This is a genomic window from Pseudarthrobacter sp. NPDC092439 (assembly GCF_044754945.1).
Lineage (GTDB): Bacteria > Actinomycetota > Actinomycetes > Actinomycetales > Micrococcaceae > Arthrobacter.
Genome location: NZ_JBIVQB010000001.1, coordinates 475634 through 497189 on the forward strand (window position 1 = coordinate 475634; position 21556 = coordinate 497189).

Below are 21556 nucleotides of genomic sequence, written 5' to 3' on the forward strand. Positions count from 1 at the left end.
TGGTGTCCGCAGCCTCAAGCGGACCTGCCGGCCGCCTCATTCACGGTCCGCCCGCGGGGCACTGTCCAGCTGGTTCCACCAGGTCAGCGGTGACGTGATTCCAAACCGGCGTCCCGTGACCGATCCGGGAACAATCCGGACAAAATGGTCTTTCTGCCCGGCCTGCCACGGGAAAAGCGTCAGCCCGACGCCGGTCAGCAGCTCCGGGGATGGCTTCAGCACAACGGCGTGGCCTTTGACCAGGACGCTCCAGGCCGTCCGGGTGGTGGCGTCGAATCCATCGGCTTCCAGTGCGACGGCGGAATGGCCGCCGGTACTTCGAAGCTTGGTCCCCTCGCCGGTCCGGAACACGAGGGATTCGTCGTCCACCTTGAAGTTCACCGGAAAGATTTCCGGATGGTCGTCCACCGTCACTGCCAGGTGCCCCACCGAAACACCGTGCAGGAGGTCCCAGCAGTCGCCCGGGCGGAGGACTTCGGTGGCAGGCTGCGGAGGGTCGTTATGCATACGCCGAAGGTATCCGGCCCCGCGCGGGCAAACTAGGGCATTTAGGCCCGAGCTCCAGCCTGTATTTTCCACCCGGTCTGGTGACTTTTGACCCTGCCGCATGCCTGCGCTTTGCGGGTACCTTGCTGGAACGGAAGGTCCGCTTTTCCTGGTACCGCAAAGGACGCGACGATATGAAGGCTGTCATCCTGTACGACTCCGGCTACGGAAACACCAAGGCGATTGCCGAGGCCGTTGCTTCCGGACTCGGCGCCGGTGCCAGGGCTGTTCCCGTGGACGGGTTCGAGCCCGGGAGCATCCAGGCCGGCGATCTGCTCGTCGTCGGTAGTCCGATCAATGGCTGGCGGCCCACTCCGGCGATCGTCCGGGCACTCGGAGACCTGGCCGCCCGCGGACTGGCCGGAGTGAAGGCGGCTGCGTTCGATACCCGGCTCAAGCTGTTCATCCACGGGGACGCGGGCAGGAAGATTACCCGCGCCCTCAAGGAGGCCGGGGCCAGCATTATCGGCGGACCCATGGCGTTCTACGTCAAGGGCACGGAAGGGCCACTGCTCACCGGCGAGGAAAGCCGGGCGGCCAAATGGGCGGACGACCTTGCCGACGCCGCGAAATAGGGTCAAGGGCTTCGGGCACGTGGAACCCGACGGCAATGCCTGGACCGTTGCCCGCTTCCTGGAAGGGTCACCCCCGGCCCAGGCAATCTACGAGGCGGCGGAACGGATGGCCGCCAGCCTGGGGCCGATGGATATCCGTGTCAGCAAGAGCCGGATCGCGTTCAGCCGGCGCCGCAGCTTCGCGTACCTGTGGCGTCCGGGCATGTATGTCACCTCGAACATTCCGCTTGTCCTTTCACTTCCCCTTCCGCGGCATGATGTATCACCACGCTTCAAGGAGGTGGCCCATCCCTCCCCCGGCGTTTGGATGCACCACCTGGAACTCCAGGACAGCAGCGCCCTCGACGGCGAGGTGCAGGAGTGGATGCGCGAGGCCTACGTTGCAGCCGGCTGAGGCGGCACCTGGTTTAGGGGCTTTATGCCCTGTCCCGCCGGCCGCCGGCAGCGGAGGCTGGTGCCATGAACGATGCACAGCCCAGGAAGATCCACACCACGGAGCAGCCGGCCGCTGTACTTCGTGAGCGTGTCCCCATGAGCGCGCTCACAGAGTTTTTCGGCCGTGCCTTCGGCGCCGTCATGGCGGCCACCCAGAAACAGGGCGTCTTCCCCGCCGGCCCTCCTTTCGCCAGGTATCGCGGCATGCCCACGGACACCGTGGACGTCGAAGCGGGCTTCCCCATAGCCGACCCCTTCACCGGAGCAGATGGAGTGCAGACGGTGGTGTTGCCCGGGGGTGACGCCTTCGAAGCCATCCACATCGGACCCTACGACACCCTTGGGGAGACCTACGGCGCCATCCAGCAGCGGATGCACGCGGAGGGCCTCACGCCGTCCGACAGCATGTGGGAGTACTACCTGACTGATCCGGAGAAGGAACCGGATCCCGCCAAATGGCAGACGAAGGTGGTCTGGCCGGCGTCGTAACCGCCAGCCGGCCGCCGTCGTGTTTTATGTGCCCGCCCCCGTGGTGCGGGCCGGGCCGCCGTCATCCTTGTCCGCGAGCGCTTCGGCCCGCTGCAGCAGTGCCCGCAGCTCGTTCAGCAACTCAAGTTGTTCATTGTTGATGGCCGTCAGCCGTTCGATTTCTGACTCGGACTGCACGTCCGTCTCGTAATCATGGCGGGCCATCGCCGCGGCGATCGCATCCTGCCGCTTGGCAGCGATCAGCAGGATGGCGCCCTGGAGGCCGGCCAGCATGGACAGGAAGAGGTTGAGGAGGATGTAGGGATAGGGGTCCCATGCGCCTCCTGCAAGGACGTAGGAGTTGACCACGGCCCAGGCCGCCATGAATGCGAGGAAGAATCCTACAAAGGGCCAGCTGCCCATACCGTTGCGGAGGACATCTGCCGCGCGCTCGCCGCGGCTCAGGCTCTCCTTGTGGCGCACATGCCAGGTACTGCTTCGCTCGCTCATGTGCCCAGAGTATGTGGACATCCGTACTATGCGCCGCAGTTTCTGCGGCGGCGACGGTGATTGGTTCCGTGATGGATAACGTCGCCGCGTCAGGTCTGGGGGCGGAGCGTGCGCCGGGCGCGGTAGTCCTGGTCCTCCAAAGGGCCGGGAGCCCTTCAGAAGCTGGACGAACTGCCGGACCCGGAGAAGCTCCCGCCGCTGCTCCCGTACCCGGTGGTGCTGCCGCCCCCGCTGCGGGCAGAGCTGACGCTGCTGACGCCGGTGTTGAAGCCTGAGTTGAAGGTGGCAACGGAAAAGAACTGGTAGGAGGGGTAAACGGTGCCGAGGATGCTCGGCTTGTAGCTCGGCCGGCGTTTGTGGTTGAGGCCGTCCTGTGCCGCTTCCATCTCCTTGCGCATCAGCTCTGCCTCACGCTTATTCTTCGCATAGCCTTCGATGACTGTCCCTGCGTGGTTCTCCAACAGGCCGGCCAGCCGGGTCCGGGCTTCATAGAGGCCGTCCAGCGCCCTTTCCGGGCTGATCCTTTCCTCTGCCAGGTCAACGGTCCACCGCTCGATGTCCCGCAGGCTCTGGGCGCGGAAGGACCGGAGCGCCGCCGCCGTTGCCGAACCTCCCTGCCCGTGCCGCCTGTTGAGGAGCTGTTCCAGTCCCGCGAGGTCGCTGCGGAAGGGCGCCAACTGCCGGTCCCAGGCCGTTTGCCAGGTGCTGCCCCGGTTCAGGAGGGCATTGCTGTCCGCAATGACGTCGTCCAGGGCGTCCAGTTCGGACGCGGCATCGGCGTAGTCACGGGCGAGCCTGAGATTCCTGCGCATGCCCAGCGACCCCTTGGACAAAGCATGCACCCTGTTGGCGAGTCCGCTGGCCAGGTCATAGCGGTTGAGGAAGGTGCGGTGCTTCTCCAGCACCTGGCCTCCGTACCGCGATGACCCGGGGATGGTACCGGCGTTCAGTTCCGTCACCTCAAGGTCCATGCTGACGTTGGCGTAGCTTTGGTCCCCGCGTTCTATTTCCTTTCGGCTGGCAGACCTGGTGACTGCGCGCACGATCAGCCAGGCCGCCGCTCCCAGGGCCGCCGTCCCCGCCGTAAGCCACGCAGTGATCAGGAAGGCCGCGGACTGATACCACGGCTGGTTGATGAGCTCTGCCGCGCGCCGGACGCCTGCAATGGTCCCCTCCGTCCATTGGGCTTCACGCAAAAGCTCCCTGGCCGCGTCCTGGATGGCGTCCCGCTGCTGGAGGGAGACTTTGCGGTCTTCACCCATGTAGGTACCGACATGGCGGCCTACGGGGTCAAGGGCGAAGATGAAGAGTCCGTCCGCCCACTTCTGCCCGTCAGGGCTGATCCACTCCGGATGCCCGGCCCGCGCGAACCTCAGGACTTCCTCGTTGAGGTTGTCCTCCGCGCTGCCGTTGTAGGTATACACAACCACCCGGGTAGGCTCGTGAAACTTGATATCCTCCAGGGCCGGCAGCAGCGTGTTCCGGTCCAGGACCCCTGCCGTATCTTCAATCTGAACAGTTTCTGGCGGAACAGCCTCAGCAGCGGCGGGGAAGCCGGGCAGCAGGGCTGCCAGGGCAAGCATGGCGCCAATGATCCTCCGCACCGGACGTTCGCCATCCCGATGCCGGTTGCCGCCCCGATCACGATGACGTTCTGGCCATCGAATCTGCCCGGGGTGATGTCTTCCTGCCACACCGTTCATGCGATGCTCCTCGGATGTCAGCGTCTTGCTTCCCCCAGCCTGCAACGCCTGCTTAGATAAGCGGGTGGACAGTGCCCCACCACATCAGCATGGAGCGCCCCCGCAGGCCCTTCCAGTGCCGAAGGTCCCCCCGGGCAGGAATGGAGGAGCGGGTGCAGGAGGACAAAGCCATCATTGCCGGCTGTGACGGGTCGGCCGAGGCTGAGGGGGCCCTCCGTTGGGCAGCGCACCAGGCGGACCTGCGCGGCTGTCCCCTGCACGTGGTTCATGTCTCCATTTGGCCCCTGTTGACCAGGAACCTGGGTCCGGTCCCCGGTGTTGCCGACAGCGGGCTTGAGCGTTCAGCACAGGCGGTCCTTGAGGAAGGAGTGGACACAGCCAGGTCAGCCGTACCAGGGCTGGAGGTTGAAGGCACCCTGCTGCACGGACTGCCTGCATCGCAGTTGGCCCAAGTGTCTTCCGGCCAGGCTATGGTTACCGTGGGCAGCCGGGGTTTGGGCGGATTCCTTGGCCTGCTGGTGGGATCGGTAAGCCTCGAACTGGCCGCCACCGCAACCTGCCCCGTTGCCGTCATCCGGTCCGACACCCACCCCGAAGGACCCGTCGTCGCCGCCGTCGACGGGTCGGGGTCGTCTACTGCACTTGAAGATGCCTGTGCGATGGCGTCAGTATCACGGGCCGGACTTACGGTGTTGCACGTCCGGCACACCCCTGCCGGCTACGGGCACCCCGATCCGTTCGACGCCCTGGCCGCCGAAATGGCAGCCAGGGAAGTCATTGCCTCGGCGGTCAGCCGCGCCCGGGCCCTGGCGCCCGGCGTCCCTGTAGACGGCAAGGTCGTCGCCGACACCTCAGTCGCCCATGCCCTCCTGAAAGCCTCGACCCAGGCACGGATGCTCGTTGTGGGAACCAAGGGGCACGGTTTCCTCAGGGAGACGATTGGTTCAACAGCCCATGCCGTCCTCCACCACGCCCGGGGCCCGGTTCTCATCTCCCGGCGCGGACCGGCCGGGTGATCGTTCATGGCAGGAACTGAGCCCGGAGCGGCCGCGGCCGCCGTGATCCTGGTGTGGAGCGCCGTACGCTGGACCCGCTGGAACTACCGTGCCGCCGTCGACCAGGTCCTTGAATCCGGCCGCTACCTGGCCAGCTGGCATAACGGTGGTTACCGCAACATCCGGCCAGGTACGGAAGCCTGGCTGCTGTTCCAGGGCAGCAGTGAGGCAGGCAGCGGGATCGTCGGGCACGGCGTGGTGGTTTCCCGGGCCGCCGGGCCCGGGCATGGAATCGCGGGCGTTCCCGGCGGCCGGTACGTGGGCATTGCCTTTGACGCCCTGGTGCCCCTGGGCGAGCAGATACCGCTTGCCGCCCTTGCCGCGGCAGTGCCGGACATCCACTGGGTCGACGCGCCGGACGCCGATGTCCTGTCCGTCCCGCCATCGGCCGGTCCGGGCATTCGCAGGCTCTGGCGGGAACTGGGGCCAGTAGCGGCGGACCCCTTCGACGTCGTTCCCGGCACCTGCCCGCCCGAGGCGACCCGCACTGTTGGCGCCAACCGCTATGAGCGCGACCCCGATGCACGCCGCGTTTGCCTGGCGTTCCATGGAACTTCCTGCACCGCCTGCGGCTTCTCCTTCGAGGCCTCCTACGGAGAAATTGGCGATGGCTTCATCCACGTGCATCACACCGTACCGGCGAGCCGCCTGGGCGCGGGCTACGAACTGGATCCTGTCACGGACCTTGTCCCACTCTGCGCCAACTGCCACGCCATGGTGCACCATGGCGCCAGCACGCCGCGCACAGTCCCGGAACTCCGGCACATCCTCTCCGCGGCGGGCCACTTGCGGGGCGAAATTGTAACTGGGCAGGCATTGGAGGCGCAGGAGAACGCAAGGCGCATCCTCGAGGGCCGCCAGGACTGACGGGGTCCACACGCCCGGCGCAGCCCGGTAAAATGGCGGGATGACCGCGGTGCCCGCCCAGTCCGGGAGCCCATTTTCGCTCGCCCGCAACGCACGGGGAGTGCTGCGCCGCGTGCCGGTGTGGACCTGGCGGCTTCTGATGATGGCCGTGGGACCGCGCGAGCGGGCAAGGTTCAACACAGACCCCATCACGGATGTGGAGTACACACACGACATTGACTACGCCGGTGACGGCATGCCTGCCCACCGTCTTGATGTCCTGGCACCCATTGACCTGACGGACATTGACCTGACGGGCCCGGCGTCCCCGGATCAGGCCGCCGCAGATCCGTTACCCGTGTACGTCTATTTCCATGGCGGAGGTTGGACGTCCGGGGACAAGGCGGCAGTGACCAAATACTGTGCCAGCCAGGTGCTGGGCGGAATGGTGGTAGTCAACGTCAACTACCGCCAGGCACCGCGGTTCCATATGGGCCACGTTCTGGAGGACGCGAATGCGGCGCTGGCGTGGGTGGCCGGCCACATTCGCGATTACGGCGGGGACCCGGAGCGCCTGGTCCTGGGCGGTGATTCGGCCGGCGGGCAAATCGCAGCTTTGCTCGCAGCAGCAAGCCTGCGGCCTGAACTGGCTGCCCATTACTCCCTGCAGCCCGCGGTTCCGGGTGCGCACGTCAAGGGACTGGTACAGCACTGCAGCGCCGTTGATTTCTCCGTATTCTTCGAAGACAGCTTTGTCCTCAGCTTGAACTTTGTCCGGATGCTGCTGCCGGCATCGGTGCCGCCTGCAGGCGCGCGGCGGTCGCGCCGGCAGCTCCGCCACCTCAAGGACGCGGCCGCTTTTGTGTCACCGATTGAGTGGCTGGACGAGGGGCACCCGCCGGTTTTGGTCACCACGTCGGAACGCGACTTCTTCTACCGGGCAAACCTCAACTTCATTAGGCGGCTTCGGCAGTTTTCTGTTCCGGTGGAAACCCTCATTTATGGCTGGTCCAGCACAAACACAGAGCACACATGGCAACAGGATTACCGCTACCCCGAGTCCCAGGAGGTGTACCGCCGGCTCCGTGCCTTCGTCAGGCGTGTTGCCTGACGGCCCCTGCCGCCGGCCAGGCACTGCCGCCGGGGCTATCTTTGGAGCATGGCAGATCCAGGCACGGAACTTGACCCCGAGGAGTTTGGCTCTGCCCGGGTGGATGCCGCGGCCCGCCTGGATGCAGAACTGGGCGACGTCGACTGGACCACACCTCCCGAGGGATCGGTGCGCCGCACCATCGAAGCGCCCAGCGGCAGCCTGGCGGCATTGGCCCTGGGGAATCCGGACAATCCGTGCATCGTGATGGTTCCCGGCGCTACTGGTTCCAAAGAGGATTTCGTGCTCATGATGCCCGACCTCGCCGACGCCGGCTACTTCGTGCTGAGCTACGACCTCGCCGGGCAGTACGGCTCCGCGGCCGCTGGCCCGGAAAACCTGGTTCCGCCCCGGCGGCACTACGACTACCAGCTGTTCGTCGATGACTTCGTGGCCGTCCTGGAAACCACGGCCACCCCGGTCCATGTGGTGGCCTATTCCTTCGCCGCCATCGTTGCCCAGCTTGCCTACGCGCAGCGCCCGCAACTGTTCAGGTCCCTGACCCTCCAGAGCTGTCCGCCCGAGGCCGGCCAGAGCTTCAGGGGCGTAAGCCGCGTGGGCCGCTTCAGCAGCTGGGTGAATGGCAGGATCGGTGCTGCCCTGCTGATCTGGGGCATCCGCAGTGGCAGGTTCGTCCATGTCCCGCCGGGGCGGCGCAGGTTCGTCAACTACCGCTTCCGGTTCACCCGCAGGCAAGCCGTCCGCGACATCTACACCCTGATGCAAAAAGCGCCGGACCTCCGTGGAACACTGGCGGAGGCATCCCTTCCCAAGTTTGTTGCCGTGGGCGAACACGACCTGTGGCCGCTCCGGCTGCACCGGCTCTTTGCCCAGGACATCAAGGCACGGATCGGCATCTACCGTGGAGGCCACAGCCCCTGCGAAACGACACCGCACCAGTTCAGCCGGGACCTCATCACCCTCTACGCCAAGGCGGACCGGCCGGCGCCACAGGACTAGAGCTGTTCCCGGCGCCACCGAACACGGTCCCGCCGCCGGCGCAGGGGCGGTTCGTCCCGGAATTCGACGCGGAAGGTCACCAGCGACATCACGATGCGGCGCCGGAAGGATGACCAACTGGCGAAGGGCCGAGCCGAAACCCCGACTTTCAGCGTCGGATCGTACACAACGCCCATGTCCGGCCGCAGCCGGTAGGAGATGTCCAGGTCGTCATGGACCAGGTCGTTGTCCCGGACGACGGAGGCGCGGATTGCCGCCCAGAGCTCGCGGCGCAGGGCGAAGTTGGAGCCATACACTGGCGGATGGCCCAGCAGGAAGCCGATCACGCTGAAGTAGGCGCCGAGGAATACGTGCCGCCCCGCCCAGCGGACCAGGGCGTTTCCGCCATAGAAATCACCAGGGCCCGTCACTGCCGTGCGGGCTCCGGCGGTGCGGAGGATCCGCTCCACGTGTTCCAGCCAGTCACGCGGCGGCCGCGAATCCGTGTCAAGCCGGGCGATGATCGCCCCCGCTGCCGCGTCAAACCCGGCGGCAGCAGTCGCAGGGATGCCCGGCAGGTCCACGGATATCCGATTCACGCCTGCTGCTGCGCAGATGGCAGCAGTGTCGTCACTGCTCGAATTGTCCACCACGATGATTTCGTCGGCGGGCCTGGTCTGCCCGGCCAGCATGGCAAGGCAGACCTTCAGCTCGGGACCGTCATTGCGGGTAGGGATGACTACCGAGACTGTGGGAACCTCCATAGCGAGAGCCTACCGGCACCTTGCGCTCAAGGAGCCTGTAGATCGCGATACGGAAGCGGCGTCAGCAGCGCGGCGATGCAGACCTCCTGCCCTGCGCTCCGGCCTAAGTGCCACGTCGCCCAAGAACCCACCACGCCGGTGAGCGCCCTTCCGCGCGCCTGGTTGTCGGATTCGAGGCGGTGCGGATGGTCGAGGAGGGGCATTCCGTTGACGCATACCCCATCTTCCCGACTTCCGTCCGAAAGCGGCTGCCGCCCGCGTGAGTGCGCCGGACGGTATCCTGACCGAATGATCGAGATCACCGCCCCGGACGGCCTGGCCGAAGCCGTCCTCGCCCGGCCGTCAACCGGCGAAGGCCCTTTTCCGGGCATCCTCTTTTACATGGACGCCTTCGGGCTCCGCCCCCGAATCGAGGAAATGGCACAGCGCATCGCAGACTGGGGCTACATCGTCATGGCTCCCAACGTGTTCTACCGCGAGGGAACGGTTGCCCAACTGGACCCCGGTGTCGATCTGACCAGTGAGGCCGGGCGCAAAACCGCAGGGCAGCTCGCTTTCCCCCGCATCGGCCGGCTAACCGCCGGGCTAGCCCTTCGGGACATCGACGCCTGGCTCAGCGCCCTCAACGCAGTCGACGGCGTCTCCCCCGGTCCCATGGGCACCACGGGCTACTGCATGGGTGCCCGCCTTGCAGTCCGAACAGCTACGGCCCACCCGGAAAGGATCGCCGCATGCGGGGGCTTCCATGGGGGCGGACTGGCCACGGATGCCCCGGACAGTCCACACCTTGGGCTAGCCCACGCGAAAGCACGCTTTGTCTTCGGCCATGCCGACCATGACAGGAGCATGGACCGGGATGCTGTCGCCCGCCTGGGCAAGGCGCTGGCGGCGGCCGGCCTTCCGGCGTCGAACGAAATTTACCTCGGCGCCGCCCACGGCTACACCATGGCTGATTCCGCGGCCTACAACGACGCTGCAACAGAACGCCACTTCAGCGAGTTGCGGGAACTGTTTGACTCGACGCTGAAGCGTTGAGCCGGCGGCCCTGGAGATGGGTGCTCTCCGCCCTCCAGCGCTCAACCGGGCCTCAGCGAACGGGTAGCAAATACTTGGCACCGCTTTGGCCGCCCGGATGTAGGCCCACGCAAAAAAGGTTTTTGAAAGTTTTTTTGCGCGGGCCCCCAAACCCCCTCAAAATGTCAGACCCCCTTTTCATAGTTAGTACATGGCAAGCGAAGCGGCGATGGGGGCATTCGAGGCGATCGATGCCGCCCTTGCCGTGCTGCACGCCGAGGTAGCCGCATCGGCTGCCCGGGTCCCTGAGGCTAACGATCCCCTGGCGGCTGTCGCTGACGAATGCCTGGACATCCTGGCGGGCGTGGCACAGACCGAGGCCCGCGTTTCCGCCCTGAAAGCCGATGCCGCAGCCCGGTACGCGGACTCCGCCCGGTCTATCGCTGCCCCGGGCATGCCCGTGCAGGCCCAGGAAATGGCCATCGCCGCGGAGGTCGGCTGCGTCCTCGCCATCGGCGACCGGGCGGCCGGCGCCCTCCTGTTACAGTCCTACGCCCTGTCGACCACACTGCCCCGGACGCTGGCAGCCCTTCGTGCCGGGACGGTGTCGTGGCAGCACGCCCGGGTGATGGTGGAAGAGACCGCGACCCTCGACCGTGACGCCGCAGCCGCGCTGGAGACCCACTTCCTCGACCCCGACGCACTTGACGCTGCGCGCGGCTGCCCACCCGGGGAGATGCCCGCCTACCGCTTCCGCCGGAAAGCCCGAATCTGGCGGGAACGCAACCATCCGCACAGCATCGAAACGCGCCATGCAAAAGGCGTGGCGGACCGGTGCCTCGAATACGCTCCCGAGCAGGACGGCATGGCCAGGGTGTCCGCCTACCTTCCGGCCCACCAGGCGAACGCGATCTGGAACCGCATCACCGCCGTCGCCCGCGGCCTTCAGGGCCGGGACGAGGAGCGAACGCTCACCCAGCTACGCGCCGACCTGTTCGCTGCGGCAGCACTTCGGGGTGACAGCGGCTGCATCCGCTGCACCGGCGCCGGTGACAACGCGAGCAGCAGCGCGGACGACGGCGGGACAAGGGGACCGGCCGACGCTCCCGCTCCCCGCGCTGAAGTCTTGGTCACCGTCCCCGTCTTCGCCCTCCTTGGTACGACCGACGAGCCTGCAATGCTGGATGGCTACGGACCGATCCCGGCCTCGATGGCGCGGCAGCTGGTGGCCAGCGGAGCGGACTCCTTCCACCGGGTGCTCGTGGACCCCCGCGACGGTGCACCGCTGGAAATCGGCCGTACCAGCTACCGGCTCACTAAAGCCATGCGGAACTGGCTTCGTCTCAGGGACGGAAAGTGCCCATTCCCCGGATGCAGCAACCACTCCCTCGACAACGAGGCCGACCACCTGCTGGCCTGGCACCACGGCGGAACCACCGGAATCAGCAACCTGGGACAGCCCTGCCCCAAGCACCACCGGCTGAGGCACACCAGCGGCTGGAAACCAACTCCGGCAACGAAGAACGAACCGCCCGGCTGGGTCGCGCCGTCAGGGCGCAGATACAAGAGCGAGCACCAGGACTGGGAGCCACCCCACTGGCCTCCTTCGGTGCGTCCCGAAGTTTCGCTGAGCCCGGAACGGGGGAACATCAGCAATTCGTTCCTGACCCCCTTTACGGCCGCCGCACGCCGGGGAACCGTGGACTACTTCCGCCTGCCGCCCTCGATCGGAGAAGACAGCCTGCGGGAGTACCTCGCCGCGCGGTGATCTCTCGGTGGCCGGACGGCGGGCGCCCAGCTTCCGGGCCGGGAGCTTATCCCCATGGGCCCTAAGAAGCGTTGCTCATCCCAGCTGCCGGCTGCCCTGCAACCCGCTCCCGTGCCGTCCACACCAACGGCTGGTGGCGCACAGTCGCGTGGGGGCAGTGCCAATTGCTGCAGTGGGCCGGAATGGACAGGTAGTGCGGAGTTGGGCTTCCGGGCCACGTGACGTCAACCTTCTGGTACACCACCGAGCTGCCGCATAGTGCACAGACCTCATTCATTGCCTTTGTTCCTCCGCGCAGATCGCCCGCTCCACATGAGGAACCATTGGATCGCCGGAAGGTAAATCGATCCCCCATTCCCGGCGGAGGCGGGGTATCGCGGGGGTGAACAGAAGCCGACAACATGTGCACAGAAGCAGCTCCGCGGCGTGATTAAATGACGGTCTGACGCGTTCACCTGCAGTTCATCTTTGTACCCGACGATGTAGCACGCTGCAGCACGTGTGCGGTCAGCAACGGCCAGTCGGCCGACCCTCACACAGGCTTACCCTCGCATTAGAAAGGGGCTCCGGCGTGCTGCGCCTTCCCGACACCCTCCCTACCCTGGCGACCAGCACCGGACGCTTCACGCTCACGCCGTTCACCGCGCTCGATGTGGAGCCTTTGGCGCGCATCCTGGGCAACGATGAGATCTGGGCACAGGGCTTCGGCGACGGTGAAAGCCGGCCGTCAAACCCGGAGGAAGTCAACGCGTACATCCACCGCCGCTTCAGCGGGTTACCGATTTTCGCCATTCACTACACGGGCTTGCCCGGCGGTCCCCTTTTCGCGGGAACCACCGGCCTGACAGAAATTACGGGTCAGTACGACCGGGTCAAAGTTGGCCGCACCGTCATCAACCCGGCTTTCTGGGGCACGGGGGCAAACCACGAGGTGAAAACCGCCGTCTTCGACTGGCTGTTCTCCATGGGCACCGGTCGCCTTGAATGCGACGTGGACCCCCGAAACGAACGGTCCATCCGTTCCCTCATCCGTTACGGATTCACCGTAGAAGGCACCCGCCGGCGCTCCTCCCAGCGCGCCGACGGGACCTGGCGTGACATTGTCGTGCTGTCACTCCTGGTGGAGGAGTGGCCGGAAACCAGGCAGCGCGCACTGCGCGCACTGGACGGTTCGGCTGGCTGGCAGATCCCGGCCTAAATTCAAGACACCACAACCGGGTTAGAAGTCCCAGTCCTCGTCTTCGGTGTTTACGGCCTTGCCGATCACATACGAAGAACCCGAGCCCGAGAAGAAGTCGTGGTTTTCGTCGGCGTTCGGGGACAGCGCCGACAGGATGGCCGGGTTCACGTCGGTGACGGATGCCGGGAACATCGCCTCGTAGCCCAGGTTCATCAGGGCCTTGTTGGCGTTGTAGTGCAGGAACTTCTTGACGTCCTCGGCCAGGCCGACGCCGTCGTAGAGGTCGTGCGTGTACTGGACCTCGTTCTCGTACAGCTCGAAGAGCAGCTCGAACGTGTAGTCCTTGATCTCCTGGCGCTTCTCCTCGGAGACCTTTTCCAGGCCCTTCTGGAACTTGTAGCCGATGTAGTAGCCGTGCACGGCTTCGTCGCGGATGATCAGGCGGATGAGGTCGGCCGTGTTCGTCAGCTTGGCGCGAGAGGACCAGTACATCGGCAGGTAGAAACCCGAGTAGAACAGGAAGCTCTCCAGCAGCGTGGAGGCAACCTTGCGCTTCAAGGGATCATCGCCCTGGTAGTAGTCCATGACGATCTGTGCCTTCTTCTGAAGGTTCGCGTTCTCGGTGGACCACCGGAACGCCTCGTCGATCTCCTTGGTGGAGGCCAGCGTGGAGAAGATGGAGGAGTAGCTCTTGGCGTGCACCGACTCCATGAAGGCGATGTTGGTATACACGGCCTCTTCGTGCGGGGTCAGCGCGTCCGGAATCAGGGATACGGCGCCAACGGTGCCCTGGATTGTGTCCAGCAGGGTCAGGCCGGTGAAGACGCGCATGGTGAGCTGCTGCTCGGCCGGCGTCAGCGTGTTCCAGGACTGGACGTCGTTGGACAGCGGCACCTTCTCCGGCAGCCAGAAGTTGTTGACCAGGCGGTTCCAGACGTCTACGTCCTTCTCGTCCTGGATCCGGTTCCAGTTGATGGCCTCGACGTGGCTAAGCAGCTTGACCTTTTCGGTCATGTCATCCCCTAAGAAGTTGGGTGGGTTTCTCTAAGTTAAAGCGTACGACGGCGGGCGGGCACCCGCCGTCGTACTGGCACCTTCAGTTGAAACTACAACATGCAGGAAACGCAGCCTTCTACCTCAGTTCCTTCCAGCGCGAGCTGACGGAGACGGATGTAGTAGATGGTCTTGATGCCCTTCTTCCAGGCGTAGATCTGGGCCTTGTTGATGTCGCGCGTTGTGGCGGTGTCCTTGAAGAACAGCGTCAGGGACAGGCCTTGGTCCACGTGCTGGGTGGCAGCGGCGTAGGTGTCGATGACCTTCTCGTAACCGATCTCGTACGCATCCTGGTAGTACTCCAGGTTGTCGTTCGTGAGGTACGGCGCCGGGTAGTACACGCGGCCGAGCTTGCCTTCCTTGCGGATCTCGATCTTGGACGCCACCGGGTGAATCGAGGAGGTGGAGTTGTTGATGTAGGAGATCGAACCGGTGGGCGGAACAGCCTGCAGGTTCTGGTTGTAGATGCCGTGCTCCATCACGGAAGCCTTCAGCGCACGCCAGTCTTCCTGCGTGGGGATGTGGACATCCTTGAAGAGCTCGCGGACCTTCCCGGTCTGCGGCACCCACTCCTGCTCCGTGTACTTGTCGAAGAACTCACCGGAGGCGTACTTGGACTTCTCGAAGCCGCCGAACGTCTGGCCGGTCTCGATGGCCAGCAGGTTGGAGGCGCGGACCGCGTGGTACACCACCGTGTAGAAGTAGATGTTGGTGAAGTCCAGGCCCTCTTCGGAACCGTAGTGGACCCGCTCGCGGGCCAGGTAGCCGTGCAGGTTCATCTGGCCCAGGCCAATGGCGTGGCTCTGGTCGTTGCCCTTGGCGATGGACGGCACCGAGGTGATGTTGGACATGTCGGACACTGCCGAGAGCGACCGGATGGCGGTCTCGATGGTGAGTCCGAAGTTGGGGCTGTCCATGGTTTTGGCGATGTTCAGCGAGCCCAGGTTGCAGGAGATGTCCTTGCCGGTCTCGTCGTAGGACAGGTCATCGTGGTAGGTGGTGGGCTGGGAAACCTGGAGGATCTCCGAGCACAGGTTGGACATGATGATCTTGCCGTCAATCGGGTTTTCCCGGTTCACGGTGTCCTCGAACATGATGTACGGGTAGCCGGATTCGAACTGGATCTCCGCGAGGGTCTGGAAGAACTCGCGCGCCTTGATCTTGGTCTTCTTGATCCGGGAGTCGTCCACCATTTCGTAGTACTTCTCGGTGACCGAGACGTCGGAGAACGGCATGCCGTAGACGCGCTCGACGTCGTACGGCGAGAACAGGTACATGTCCTCGTCCTTCTTGGCCAGCTCGAACGTGATGTCCGGGATAACGACGCCAAGTGAGAGGGTCTTGATGCGGATCTTCTCGTCCGCGTTCTCACGCTTGGTGTCCAGGAAGCGGTAAATGTCCGGGTGGTGTGCGTGCAGGTATACGGCACCGGCACCCTGGCGGGCACCAAGCTGGTTGGCGTAGGAGAAGCTGTCTTCGAGGAGCTTCATCACGGGGATGACGCCGGAGGACTGGTTCTCGATCTGCTTGATCGGAGCACCCACCTCACGGATGTTGGTCAGCGCGAAGGCCACGCCGCCGCCGCGCTTGGACAGCTGCAGGGCGGAGTTGATGGAGCGGCCGATGGACTCCATGTTGTCTTCGATGCGCAACAGGAAGCAGGAGACCAGCTCGCCGCGCTGCTTCTTGCCCGCGTTCAGGAAGGTGGGGGTGGCCGGCTGGAAGCGGCCTTCGATGATCTCGTCCACCATCTGGGTGGCGAGCTGCTCGTTGCCGCGGGCAAGGTGGAGGGCCACCATGCAGACGCGGTCCTCGTAGCGCTCCAGGAAGCGCTTTCCGTCAAACGTCTTGAGCGTGTAGGAGGTGTAGAACTTGAACGCGCCCAGGAACGTCTCAAAGCGGAACTTTTTCTTGTAGGCGCGGTTGAACAGCTCACGGATGAAGTTCATCGTGTACTGGTCCAGCGTCTCGCGCTCGTAGTACTGGTTCTTCACCAGGTAGTCGAGCTTCTCCTCCAGGTCATGGAAGAAGACGGTGTTGTTGTTAACGTGCTGCAGGAAGTACTGGTGCGCAGCCTCCCGGTCCGCCTCGAACTGGATTTCGCCGTTGGGACCGTACAGGTTCAGCATGGCGTTCAGCTCGTGGTAGCCCAGGCCCTTGTACGCGGCGGGCATCTCGGGCTTCTGGGCCCTGGTTACTTCCGTGTCTGCGACAGTCGTGTCCAAAACGTGTCCAATCCTTGGTTGACCCGGGTGACGTCTTCCGGCGTTCCCATAAGTTCGAATCTGTAAAGGCGGGGTACCTGGCATTTGGCGGCAATGATGTCCGCCGCCAGGCAGTAGTTGTCCCCGAAGTTTGTGTTGCCGGCCCCGATGACACCGCGCAGCAGTTGCCTGTTCTGCGGGATGTTCAGGAACCGGATGACCTGCTTGGGAACGGAGCCTTCTCCCCCGGTGCCGCCGTATGTGGGAACCACGAGCACGTACGGCCTGGTGGCCAGGAGCGGTGCGTCCTTGGCATACAGCGGGATCCGGGCCACCTGGCGGCCAAGCTTCGAAACGAAGCGGCTGGTGTTCTCGGATGTGGAGGAGAAGTAGATCAGCTGGCTGTCCGTGACAGCCGGCCGGGGAAGGTCTTCATGGGAAGCCGGCATAGCCACCTCCACGCGCTGAGCCGCGTGCGGGTGGCCGGTCCTGCGGTAATGCTGTGCTGCTGGTGCTGCCACGGGAGCCACCTCAGCTGGTTGATACGGGTGCCGGCAAAAAGTGCTGTTTCCTAGGCAACAGAAGAAACGGAAGCCTGTGCCAGTTCTTCGATCTTGTCCGGGCGGAAGCCTGACCAGTGGTCCTGGTCCGTGACCACAACGGGGGCCTGCATGTAGCCAAGATCCTTCAGGCGGGCCAGGGCTTCGGCGTCCTGGGAGATGTCAACGCTCTGGTAGGTAATGCCCTTCTTGTCCAGTGCGCGGTAGGTAGCGTTGCACTGAACACAAGCAGGCTTGGTGTAAACCGTTACGGTCATTGTTCCCTGTCCCCTTAGTCGAAATCCTCGCTGGTCCGATGTCCCGGCCCAAGCTGTATGTAGATACTACATGTAGTGCAGACGCCTCTTCGGAACCCCAAGATGATGTATTACAAGTATGTCATTTAATGCACTTTTAATCCACAGGCGGGGGCCGCCAAAATGTCCGGATTCCCGGGATTTTTCGCCCCTCCGTCCACATGCTGTGGACGACTTAGCCACAATTAACCGCCCCGCGTGTCGCGAAAACTGCGGCGTGTCGCCCGCCCGCCCCGCCACAAAGAAAAGGGTCCTTCATCACTACATGTGGTGATGAAGGACCCTCACCCAGCGGCCAGGACGCTGGGCCGGCAGCCCGCTGCCTGCTCGTGGGACCAGGCTGCCCCCTGCGGAGCCCGGATGTCCCCTGCTATCTGGCTGAGGGGTTGAGCCTGGCGATCGCCGCGGACAGGATCGTGGCGAATCCGCACCATGCGGCGTACGGCGCGAGTGAAACACCGGCTGCCCGGTTCAACCGGTAAGTGCGCCGCACCAGGTCGGCACTGCTCGCTGCGAGCACCGCCGCTTCGGCAGCACCCAGCCACGGCCTGCGGGAGCGCCAGAAGAACCAGCTCCACGAAGCGTTGAGGACCAGATTAGCGGCGAGTACCCTCCGGTAGGCACGCAGTTCCCGGCGCGCGGCAGTGGCATCAACATCGGCGCCCGTGCTGCCAGCACCTCCGGGCGGGTCCGCAACACCGGCCCGGCCGGGTGTACCTGCCCCGCCCTTCCCGCCAGCCCGGTCCAGGGCCACGGCGGACGCCACAGCCAGGTCAGCATAAAGTGCCGTCCACACGATCGGAAAGGCAAGGGCCGGCGGCTGCCAGCGCGGCTTACGCAGCCCGATGTACCAGCTGCTCCCGGGGTCCGTAGCCGCGGCGCCGGCCGCGGCGGTGGCCGCCGTTGCCGCCGTCGTCCATGCCAGTGTCGTGAGTTTCATGCCCGCCCACTCCCCTTCCCTGGAAACCAAGGACCCGGCCCCACGCCCAGCCCACACACACCAGGCTGAACCTACAGCTGCGCCTCCCGGCGGTCCAGCACGATCTGCTGCACGTCCAGGTAGCCGGATTGGAACCCGGCCCGCGAGTAGCAGAGGTAGAACAGCCACATCCGCTGGAACACGGCGTCGAATCCCAGCTCCCCCACCTCGCGGGAACGCGAAAGGAACCGTTCCTCCCAGAGCCGCAGCGTGGCGGCGTAGTGGTCGCCCATGCCCAGCCGCTCGCGGACCCGCAGTGTGGTGTGCTGCTGCGTCACCGACTCGATGGCCCGCACCGACGGCAGGAACCCGCCCGGGAAGATGTATTTGTGCACCCACGTGTAGGCATTCCGCGTGGCCAGCATGCGCCCGTGCGGCATAGTGATCGCCTGAATGGCCACCTTCCCCCCGGGGGCCAGGACGCGGTCGATGGTCTGGAAATAGATGGGCCAGTACTCATAGCCCACAGCTTCGATCATTTCCACGGACACCACTGCGTCGTACTCGCCTTCCACGGCGCGGTAGTCCTGCAGGGCCACGGTTACCCGGTCCGCGTACCCGGCGGCCGCGATCCGCTCCTGCGCCAGCGCCTGCTGCTCGCTGGACAGCGTCACGCTATAGACCGTGGCGCCGCGGGCCGCGGCGCGCAGGGACAGCTCACCCCATCCCGTGCCGATTTCCAGCACCCGGGTGCCGGCCCCAACGCCCGCCTTGTCCAGCAGCCGGTCAATCTTGAGCTGTTGGGCGTCCGCCAGTCCGTCCCAGTCCACGGTCTCCAGCGGTCCGGCTGCCAGCGGGAACAGCGCCGAGGAGTAGCTCATCGTGTCGTCAAGGAAGCTCGCGAACAGGTCGTTGGAGAGGTCGTAGTGGCGGGAGATATTGCTGCGCGTGTTCTGCTCGGCGTTCCGTTCGGTCCGGGGCGTGCGCGGCAGGTACAGCGAGCGCAGTTTCTGCAGCGGCACGGGGATCAGCGTGTCCACGGACGCGGCGAAGACCTCCAGCACGCCCGCGAGGTCATTGGCTTCCCAATCGCCGGCCATGAACGACTCCCCCAGCCCGATAAGCCCGTTGTCGCCGATCCGCGCCTCGAACGCGTCCGGCCGGAGCATCGTCATCACGGGTGCATCCGGTCCGCCGGTTCCCAGGACCGTCCCGTCCGGATACTGCACCCGCAGCGGCAGTCGTTTCACGGCGCCCTTGAACAGCAGCCCGGCAGCCCTTCCGGCCACCATCGATTTAGTGCCCGACGGCGGTGAGGCCACTCCGGGCCACACGTGCGGATCGATGATGGCGGGCGACGCCGGAACGCGGCCAGGGTGCCCGGCCCTCCCGGCAGGGGCGGTTCCGCTGTTGTCCGTCAGTGTCATTGAACTGCCTCCTGTGATGGGTGGTGTGGCCTGGTGACGACGGGCAGCCGCCTGGCCCAAAGTTTGATGCCCTGCACCCTGATGAGCGCGGAAACCAGCAGCGGCGCGGCCGGGACGGCCAGCGCAGCTGCGAGGATGTTGCGGATTGTGGCCGGCTGCCGGTTGCCGTCCATGGTGGCCACGAAGGGCCGGTGTCCTTCGCGTTCCAGCACGACCGACACGGCAAGCCGCTCCCCCGGCGGCGGCAGCTTCATCCGGTACTGCCCGGACACGTCGTTGAACGGCGAGACGTAGAAGGCTTTGGGTACGGAGGCCCGGCCGGCCTGGTCTGTCCGCAGCAGGTAGCAGTGCCGCTCACCGTAAGTGTTGTGGACTTCCGCGACTACGCACTCGAGTTCCCCGCCGGCCCGGTAGCACCAGAAGATCGAGAGCGGATTGAAGACGTAACCCAGGACCCGTGCGCTGGCCAGCATGTGGATGCGGCCGCCGTCGGGCGTTACCCCCTGGGTGCGCAGGAAGCGCTCCACGTTGGCGCGGATGCTGGCGTCAGGGTCGCCCAGATGGTCGGCTGACCGGAAGCCGGCTAGGGGCCGCAGCAGCCGTGGAAGGCGCGGTAGTTCGTCCACATCCACGAGCCAGCTGTAACTGCGGTAGGTGAAGGCGTTCTTCAGGGGGCTGTGCCGCACATGCGAGATCGATGTGCGGTAGATCGCGGCTCCGGCTGCCCCGGGACCAAGGGGTTTCATGCCGGCTCCCCGGCGGCCAGCAGGTCCCGTTCCTCCCGCACTGAATCTTCCGTGGCGCCTGCCACCCACGTACGTCCCAGCCTTTCGGCGGCGCGGACACCGGACAGGGCCCCGTCCTCGTGGAAGCCCCAGCCCAGGTAGGCGCCGGCGTAGGCGATCCGCGGATCTGCGAGGGCGGCGATGGCCTGCTGCGCCGCGAGGGATTCGGGCGTGTACTGGGGGTGCTCGTAGACCATCCGGTCCAGCACCCGGTCCTCGGCGATCAGGTCCGATTCGCCCAGGCTGACCAGATACGGCAGCCCATCTGCCGGCTCCAGCCGCTGCAGCCGGGTGAGGTCGTAGCTGACCAGCACCCGGTCCGGCCGGGCGTCGCAGGACGGCAGCCGGTAGTTCCAGGACGCCCTGGCGTTGTCCGTGGCCGGCAGCACGGCCGCGTCCTGGTGGAACACCGTGTGGTTCACCGAGTAGGGCATCCCGCCGAGCGCTGCTTTTTCCTCCGGGGTGGCGTCCGCCAGGAAGCCGAGCGCCTGGCCCGGATGCGTGGCAATGACCACGGCTTCGAAGTCCTCCACGCCCTGTTCCGTCACCAGCTCGACGCCGAGGGCATGGCGCCGGACGGCGCTGACCGGGGTGCCCAGGCGGACGTCAGTGAGCCTGGCGGCAAGTTTCTCCACGTACCGGGCCGACCCGCCCGTGACCGTCCGCCACTGCGGTGAGCCCTTGACGCCCAGCATTCCGTGGTGCCCCAGGAACGTGAACAGGTAGCGCGCAGGGTAGGCCAGCGCCGTGGTGGGATCGCAGGACCACACCGCGCTCACCACAGGGGTCATGAAATGTGAGGTGAAGTAGGGGCTGAATTTCTGCCGTGCCAGGAATTCGCCCAGGGTCAGTTCGTGCGCGGCAGACGACGGCGCCGCAGAGTTGAGCAGGGCCCTGGCCTTCCGGTAGAAGCGGGTCACCTCGAGGAGCATCAGCAGGTAGCGCCCGCGCAGCAGACTGGACGGGCGGGCGATGATGCCGCGGGCGCCGTCCCGGGCGCCGGCGTATTCGAGCCCGCAGCCGTCACACCGGATGGACATGCTCATTTCGGAATCCTGTGTCTCCACGCCCAGCTCGGCGAACAGCCGCAGCAGGGTGGGATAGGTCCGTTCGTTGTGCACGATGAACCCGGTGTCAACGCCGAGGGTGGTGCCGTCGGGCTGGGGCATGTCGTGCGTGTGCGCGTGCCCGCCGAGGCGTGCGTCCGCCTCGAAGACCGTGACGTCATCGTGCCGGCTGAGGACGTAGGCTGCGGTCAGTCCTGCCACGCCGCTGCCGACCACCGCCACCCGGCGCCGGCCGCTGCCTGGAGGCGGGATTGCTGACCCTGCTGTGGGGCTTGCTGACAAGGGATGCTCC

Annotated in this window: 22 protein-coding genes; 10 read left to right on the forward strand and 12 right to left on the reverse strand. The window is 65.5% G+C overall.

All coding sequences use genetic code 11. From position 1 onward, the window contains the following. Positions 1–36 precede the first annotated feature (36 nt). Positions 37–507, reverse strand: a complete 471-nt coding sequence (locus ACIQCM_RS02210; protein WP_400603512.1) for a pyridoxamine 5'-phosphate oxidase family protein — start codon at positions 505–507, stop codon at positions 37–39. Positions 508–680: 173 nt separating this feature from the next. Between ACIQCM_RS02210 and ACIQCM_RS02215 the strand changes: the two genes are divergently transcribed. From ACIQCM_RS02215 to ACIQCM_RS02225, 3 genes are all read left to right on the forward strand, one after another. Beyond that, a complete protein-coding gene (locus ACIQCM_RS02215) occupies positions 681–1121 on the forward strand; it encodes a flavodoxin family protein (RefSeq protein WP_400603510.1) in 441 nt (146 codons plus the stop codon). A gap of 19 nt (positions 1122–1140) precedes the next feature. Then, complete coding sequence (locus tag ACIQCM_RS02220) at positions 1141–1515, forward strand: DUF5655 domain-containing protein (protein WP_400603508.1); 375 nt, start codon at positions 1141–1143, stop codon at positions 1513–1515. Positions 1516–1580: 65 nt separating this feature from the next. After that, complete coding sequence (locus tag ACIQCM_RS02225; protein WP_400603506.1) at positions 1581–2045, forward strand: GyrI-like domain-containing protein; 465 nt, start codon at positions 1581–1583, stop codon at positions 2043–2045. A 24-nt stretch (positions 2046–2069) separates the two neighbouring features. Here the strand turns inward: ACIQCM_RS02225 and ACIQCM_RS02230 are convergent, their stop codons facing one another. Both ACIQCM_RS02230 and ACIQCM_RS02235 read right to left on the reverse strand, forming a co-directional pair. Beyond that, positions 2070–2534 (reverse strand): DUF1003 domain-containing protein, encoded by a 465-nt coding sequence (locus ACIQCM_RS02230; protein ID WP_400603504.1) that lies wholly within the window; start codon positions 2532–2534, stop codon positions 2070–2072. A 155-nt stretch (positions 2535–2689) separates the two neighbouring features. Then, on the reverse strand, positions 2690–4117 hold the full coding sequence (locus ACIQCM_RS02235; RefSeq protein WP_400603503.1) for a DUF5129 domain-containing protein: 1428 nt from the start codon (positions 4115–4117) through the stop codon (positions 2690–2692). A gap of 272 nt (positions 4118–4389) precedes the next feature. On the opposite strand from ACIQCM_RS02235, the gene ACIQCM_RS02240 reads away from it, so the two are divergent. From ACIQCM_RS02240 to ACIQCM_RS02255, 4 genes are read left to right on the forward strand one after another with little or no spacing between them, the layout of a single operon-like run. Further along, on the forward strand, positions 4390–5253 hold the full coding sequence (locus tag ACIQCM_RS02240; RefSeq protein ID WP_400603501.1) for a universal stress protein: 864 nt from the start codon (positions 4390–4392) through the stop codon (positions 5251–5253). Positions 5254–5259: 6 nt separating this feature from the next. Further along, a complete protein-coding gene (locus ACIQCM_RS02245) occupies positions 5260–6159 on the forward strand; it encodes an HNH endonuclease (RefSeq protein WP_400603499.1) in 900 nt (299 codons plus the stop codon). A gap of 40 nt (positions 6160–6199) precedes the next feature. After that, positions 6200–7249: an alpha/beta hydrolase gene (locus tag ACIQCM_RS02250; protein WP_400603498.1), complete on the forward strand. Its 1050-nt coding sequence runs from the start codon at positions 6200–6202 to the stop codon at positions 7247–7249. Between the two features lie 48 nt (positions 7250–7297). Continuing rightward, entirely contained in the window at positions 7298–8248 is a 951-nt protein-coding gene (locus ACIQCM_RS02255) for an alpha/beta fold hydrolase (protein WP_400603496.1), read from the forward strand. On the opposite strand, the gene ACIQCM_RS02260 is transcribed toward ACIQCM_RS02255, so the two are convergent. Next, entirely contained in the window at positions 8245–8991 is a 747-nt protein-coding gene (locus tag ACIQCM_RS02260; protein ID WP_400603494.1) for a glycosyltransferase, read from the reverse strand. The two genes, ACIQCM_RS02255 and ACIQCM_RS02260, sit on opposite strands and share 4 nt — an antisense overlap. Before the next feature lie 288 nt (positions 8992–9279). Here ACIQCM_RS02260 and ACIQCM_RS02265 point away from each other — a divergent pair, with 288 nt between their 5' ends. The 3 genes from ACIQCM_RS02265 to ACIQCM_RS02275 all read left to right on the forward strand — a co-directional run bounded on the left by ACIQCM_RS02265 (position 9280) and on the right by ACIQCM_RS02275 (position 12971). Beyond that, positions 9280–10026 (forward strand): dienelactone hydrolase family protein, encoded by a 747-nt coding sequence (locus tag ACIQCM_RS02265; RefSeq protein WP_400603492.1) that lies wholly within the window; start codon positions 9280–9282, stop codon positions 10024–10026. A gap of 190 nt (positions 10027–10216) precedes the next feature. After that, the gene (locus ACIQCM_RS02270; RefSeq protein ID WP_400603490.1) at positions 10217–11773 is read left to right on the forward strand and encodes a DUF222 domain-containing protein; all 1557 of its coding nucleotides are present in this window, start codon (positions 10217–10219) and stop codon (positions 11771–11773) included. A 571-nt stretch (positions 11774–12344) separates the two neighbouring features. Then, the gene (locus tag ACIQCM_RS02275; protein WP_400603488.1) at positions 12345–12971 is read left to right on the forward strand and encodes a GNAT family N-acetyltransferase; all 627 of its coding nucleotides are present in this window, start codon (positions 12345–12347) and stop codon (positions 12969–12971) included. Positions 12972–12992: 21 nt separating this feature from the next. Here ACIQCM_RS02275 and nrdF read toward each other — a convergent pair whose 3' ends face one another. The 8 genes from nrdF to ACIQCM_RS02315 all read right to left on the reverse strand — a co-directional run bounded on the left by nrdF (position 12993) and on the right by ACIQCM_RS02315 (position 21546). After that, a complete protein-coding gene (nrdF, locus tag ACIQCM_RS02280; RefSeq protein WP_400603486.1) occupies positions 12993–13967 on the reverse strand; it encodes a class 1b ribonucleoside-diphosphate reductase subunit beta in 975 nt (324 codons plus the stop codon). 92 nt (positions 13968–14059) lie between these two features. After that, entirely contained in the window at positions 14060–16180 is a 2121-nt protein-coding gene (nrdE, locus tag ACIQCM_RS02285) for a class 1b ribonucleoside-diphosphate reductase subunit alpha (RefSeq protein ID WP_400604278.1), read from the reverse strand. A 20-nt stretch (positions 16181–16200) separates the two neighbouring features. Next, the gene (gene nrdI, locus ACIQCM_RS02290; protein WP_400604276.1) at positions 16201–16659 is read right to left on the reverse strand and encodes a class Ib ribonucleoside-diphosphate reductase assembly flavoprotein NrdI; all 459 of its coding nucleotides are present in this window, start codon (positions 16657–16659) and stop codon (positions 16201–16203) included. Between the two features lie 122 nt (positions 16660–16781). Next, on the reverse strand, positions 16782–17027 hold the full coding sequence (nrdH, locus tag ACIQCM_RS02295) for a glutaredoxin-like protein NrdH (protein WP_377216047.1): 246 nt from the start codon (positions 17025–17027) through the stop codon (positions 16782–16784). Positions 17028–17436: 409 nt separating this feature from the next. Further along, positions 17437–18006 (reverse strand): TspO/MBR family protein, encoded by a 570-nt coding sequence (locus tag ACIQCM_RS02300; RefSeq protein ID WP_400603484.1) that lies wholly within the window; start codon positions 18004–18006, stop codon positions 17437–17439. A gap of 71 nt (positions 18007–18077) precedes the next feature. After that, complete coding sequence (locus ACIQCM_RS02305) at positions 18078–19412, reverse strand: class I SAM-dependent methyltransferase (protein ID WP_400603482.1); 1335 nt, start codon at positions 19410–19412, stop codon at positions 18078–18080. Next, entirely contained in the window at positions 19409–20158 is a 750-nt protein-coding gene (locus ACIQCM_RS02310; protein WP_400603481.1) for a DUF1365 domain-containing protein, read from the reverse strand. The genes ACIQCM_RS02305 and ACIQCM_RS02310 overlap by 4 nt, the downstream gene beginning before the upstream one ends. Then, positions 20155–21546 carry an NAD(P)/FAD-dependent oxidoreductase gene (locus tag ACIQCM_RS02315; protein ID WP_400603480.1) on the reverse strand — a complete coding sequence of 464 codons (1392 nt, stop codon included), beginning with the start codon at positions 21544–21546 and terminating at the stop codon, positions 20155–20157. The genes ACIQCM_RS02310 and ACIQCM_RS02315 overlap by 4 nt, the downstream gene beginning before the upstream one ends. Between the last annotated feature and the right edge of the window lie 10 nt (positions 21547–21556).

Excerpts from the sequence above, each read along its gene's own strand:
- ACIQCM_RS02210 (WP_400603512.1), bottom strand. The coding sequence starts at position 507 with ATGCATAACGACCCTCCGCAGCCTGCCACCGAAGTCCTCCGCCCGGGC.
- ACIQCM_RS02215 (WP_400603510.1), top strand. The coding sequence starts at position 681 with ATGAAGGCTGTCATCCTGTACGACTCCGGCTACGGAAACACCAAGGCG.
- ACIQCM_RS02225 (WP_400603506.1), top strand. The coding sequence starts at position 1,581 with ATGAACGATGCACAGCCCAGGAAGATCCACACCACGGAGCAGCCGGCC.
- ACIQCM_RS02230 (WP_400603504.1), bottom strand. The coding sequence starts at position 2,534 with ATGAGCGAGCGAAGCAGTACCTGGCATGTGCGCCACAAGGAGAGCCTG.
- ACIQCM_RS02235 (WP_400603503.1), bottom strand. The coding sequence starts at position 4,117 with ATGCTTGCCCTGGCAGCCCTGCTGCCCGGCTTCCCCGCCGCTGCTGAG.
- ACIQCM_RS02245 (WP_400603499.1), top strand. The coding sequence starts at position 5,260 with ATGGCAGGAACTGAGCCCGGAGCGGCCGCGGCCGCCGTGATCCTGGTG.
- ACIQCM_RS02250 (WP_400603498.1), top strand. The coding sequence starts at position 6,200 with ATGACCGCGGTGCCCGCCCAGTCCGGGAGCCCATTTTCGCTCGCCCGC.
- ACIQCM_RS02255 (WP_400603496.1), top strand. The coding sequence starts at position 7,298 with ATGGCAGATCCAGGCACGGAACTTGACCCCGAGGAGTTTGGCTCTGCC.
- ACIQCM_RS02260 (WP_400603494.1), bottom strand. The coding sequence starts at position 8,991 with ATGGAGGTTCCCACAGTCTCGGTAGTCATCCCTACCCGCAATGACGGT.
- ACIQCM_RS02265 (WP_400603492.1), top strand. The coding sequence starts at position 9,280 with ATGATCGAGATCACCGCCCCGGACGGCCTGGCCGAAGCCGTCCTCGCC.
- ACIQCM_RS02270 (WP_400603490.1), top strand. The coding sequence starts at position 10,217 with ATGGCAAGCGAAGCGGCGATGGGGGCATTCGAGGCGATCGATGCCGCC.
- nrdF (WP_400603486.1), bottom strand. The coding sequence starts at position 13,967 with ATGACCGAAAAGGTCAAGCTGCTTAGCCACGTCGAGGCCATCAACTGG.
- nrdE (WP_400604278.1), bottom strand. The coding sequence starts at position 16,180 with ATGCCCGCCGCGTACAAGGGCCTGGGCTACCACGAGCTGAACGCCATG.
- nrdI (WP_400604276.1), bottom strand. The coding sequence starts at position 16,659 with ATGCCGGCTTCCCATGAAGACCTTCCCCGGCCGGCTGTCACGGACAGC.
- nrdH (WP_377216047.1), bottom strand. The coding sequence starts at position 17,027 with ATGACCGTAACGGTTTACACCAAGCCTGCTTGTGTTCAGTGCAACGCT.
- ACIQCM_RS02300 (WP_400603484.1), bottom strand. The coding sequence starts at position 18,006 with ATGAAACTCACGACACTGGCATGGACGACGGCGGCAACGGCGGCCACC.
- ACIQCM_RS02305 (WP_400603482.1), bottom strand. The coding sequence starts at position 19,412 with ATGACACTGACGGACAACAGCGGAACCGCCCCTGCCGGGAGGGCCGGG.
- ACIQCM_RS02310 (WP_400603481.1), bottom strand. The coding sequence starts at position 20,158 with ATGAAACCCCTTGGTCCCGGGGCAGCCGGAGCCGCGATCTACCGCACA.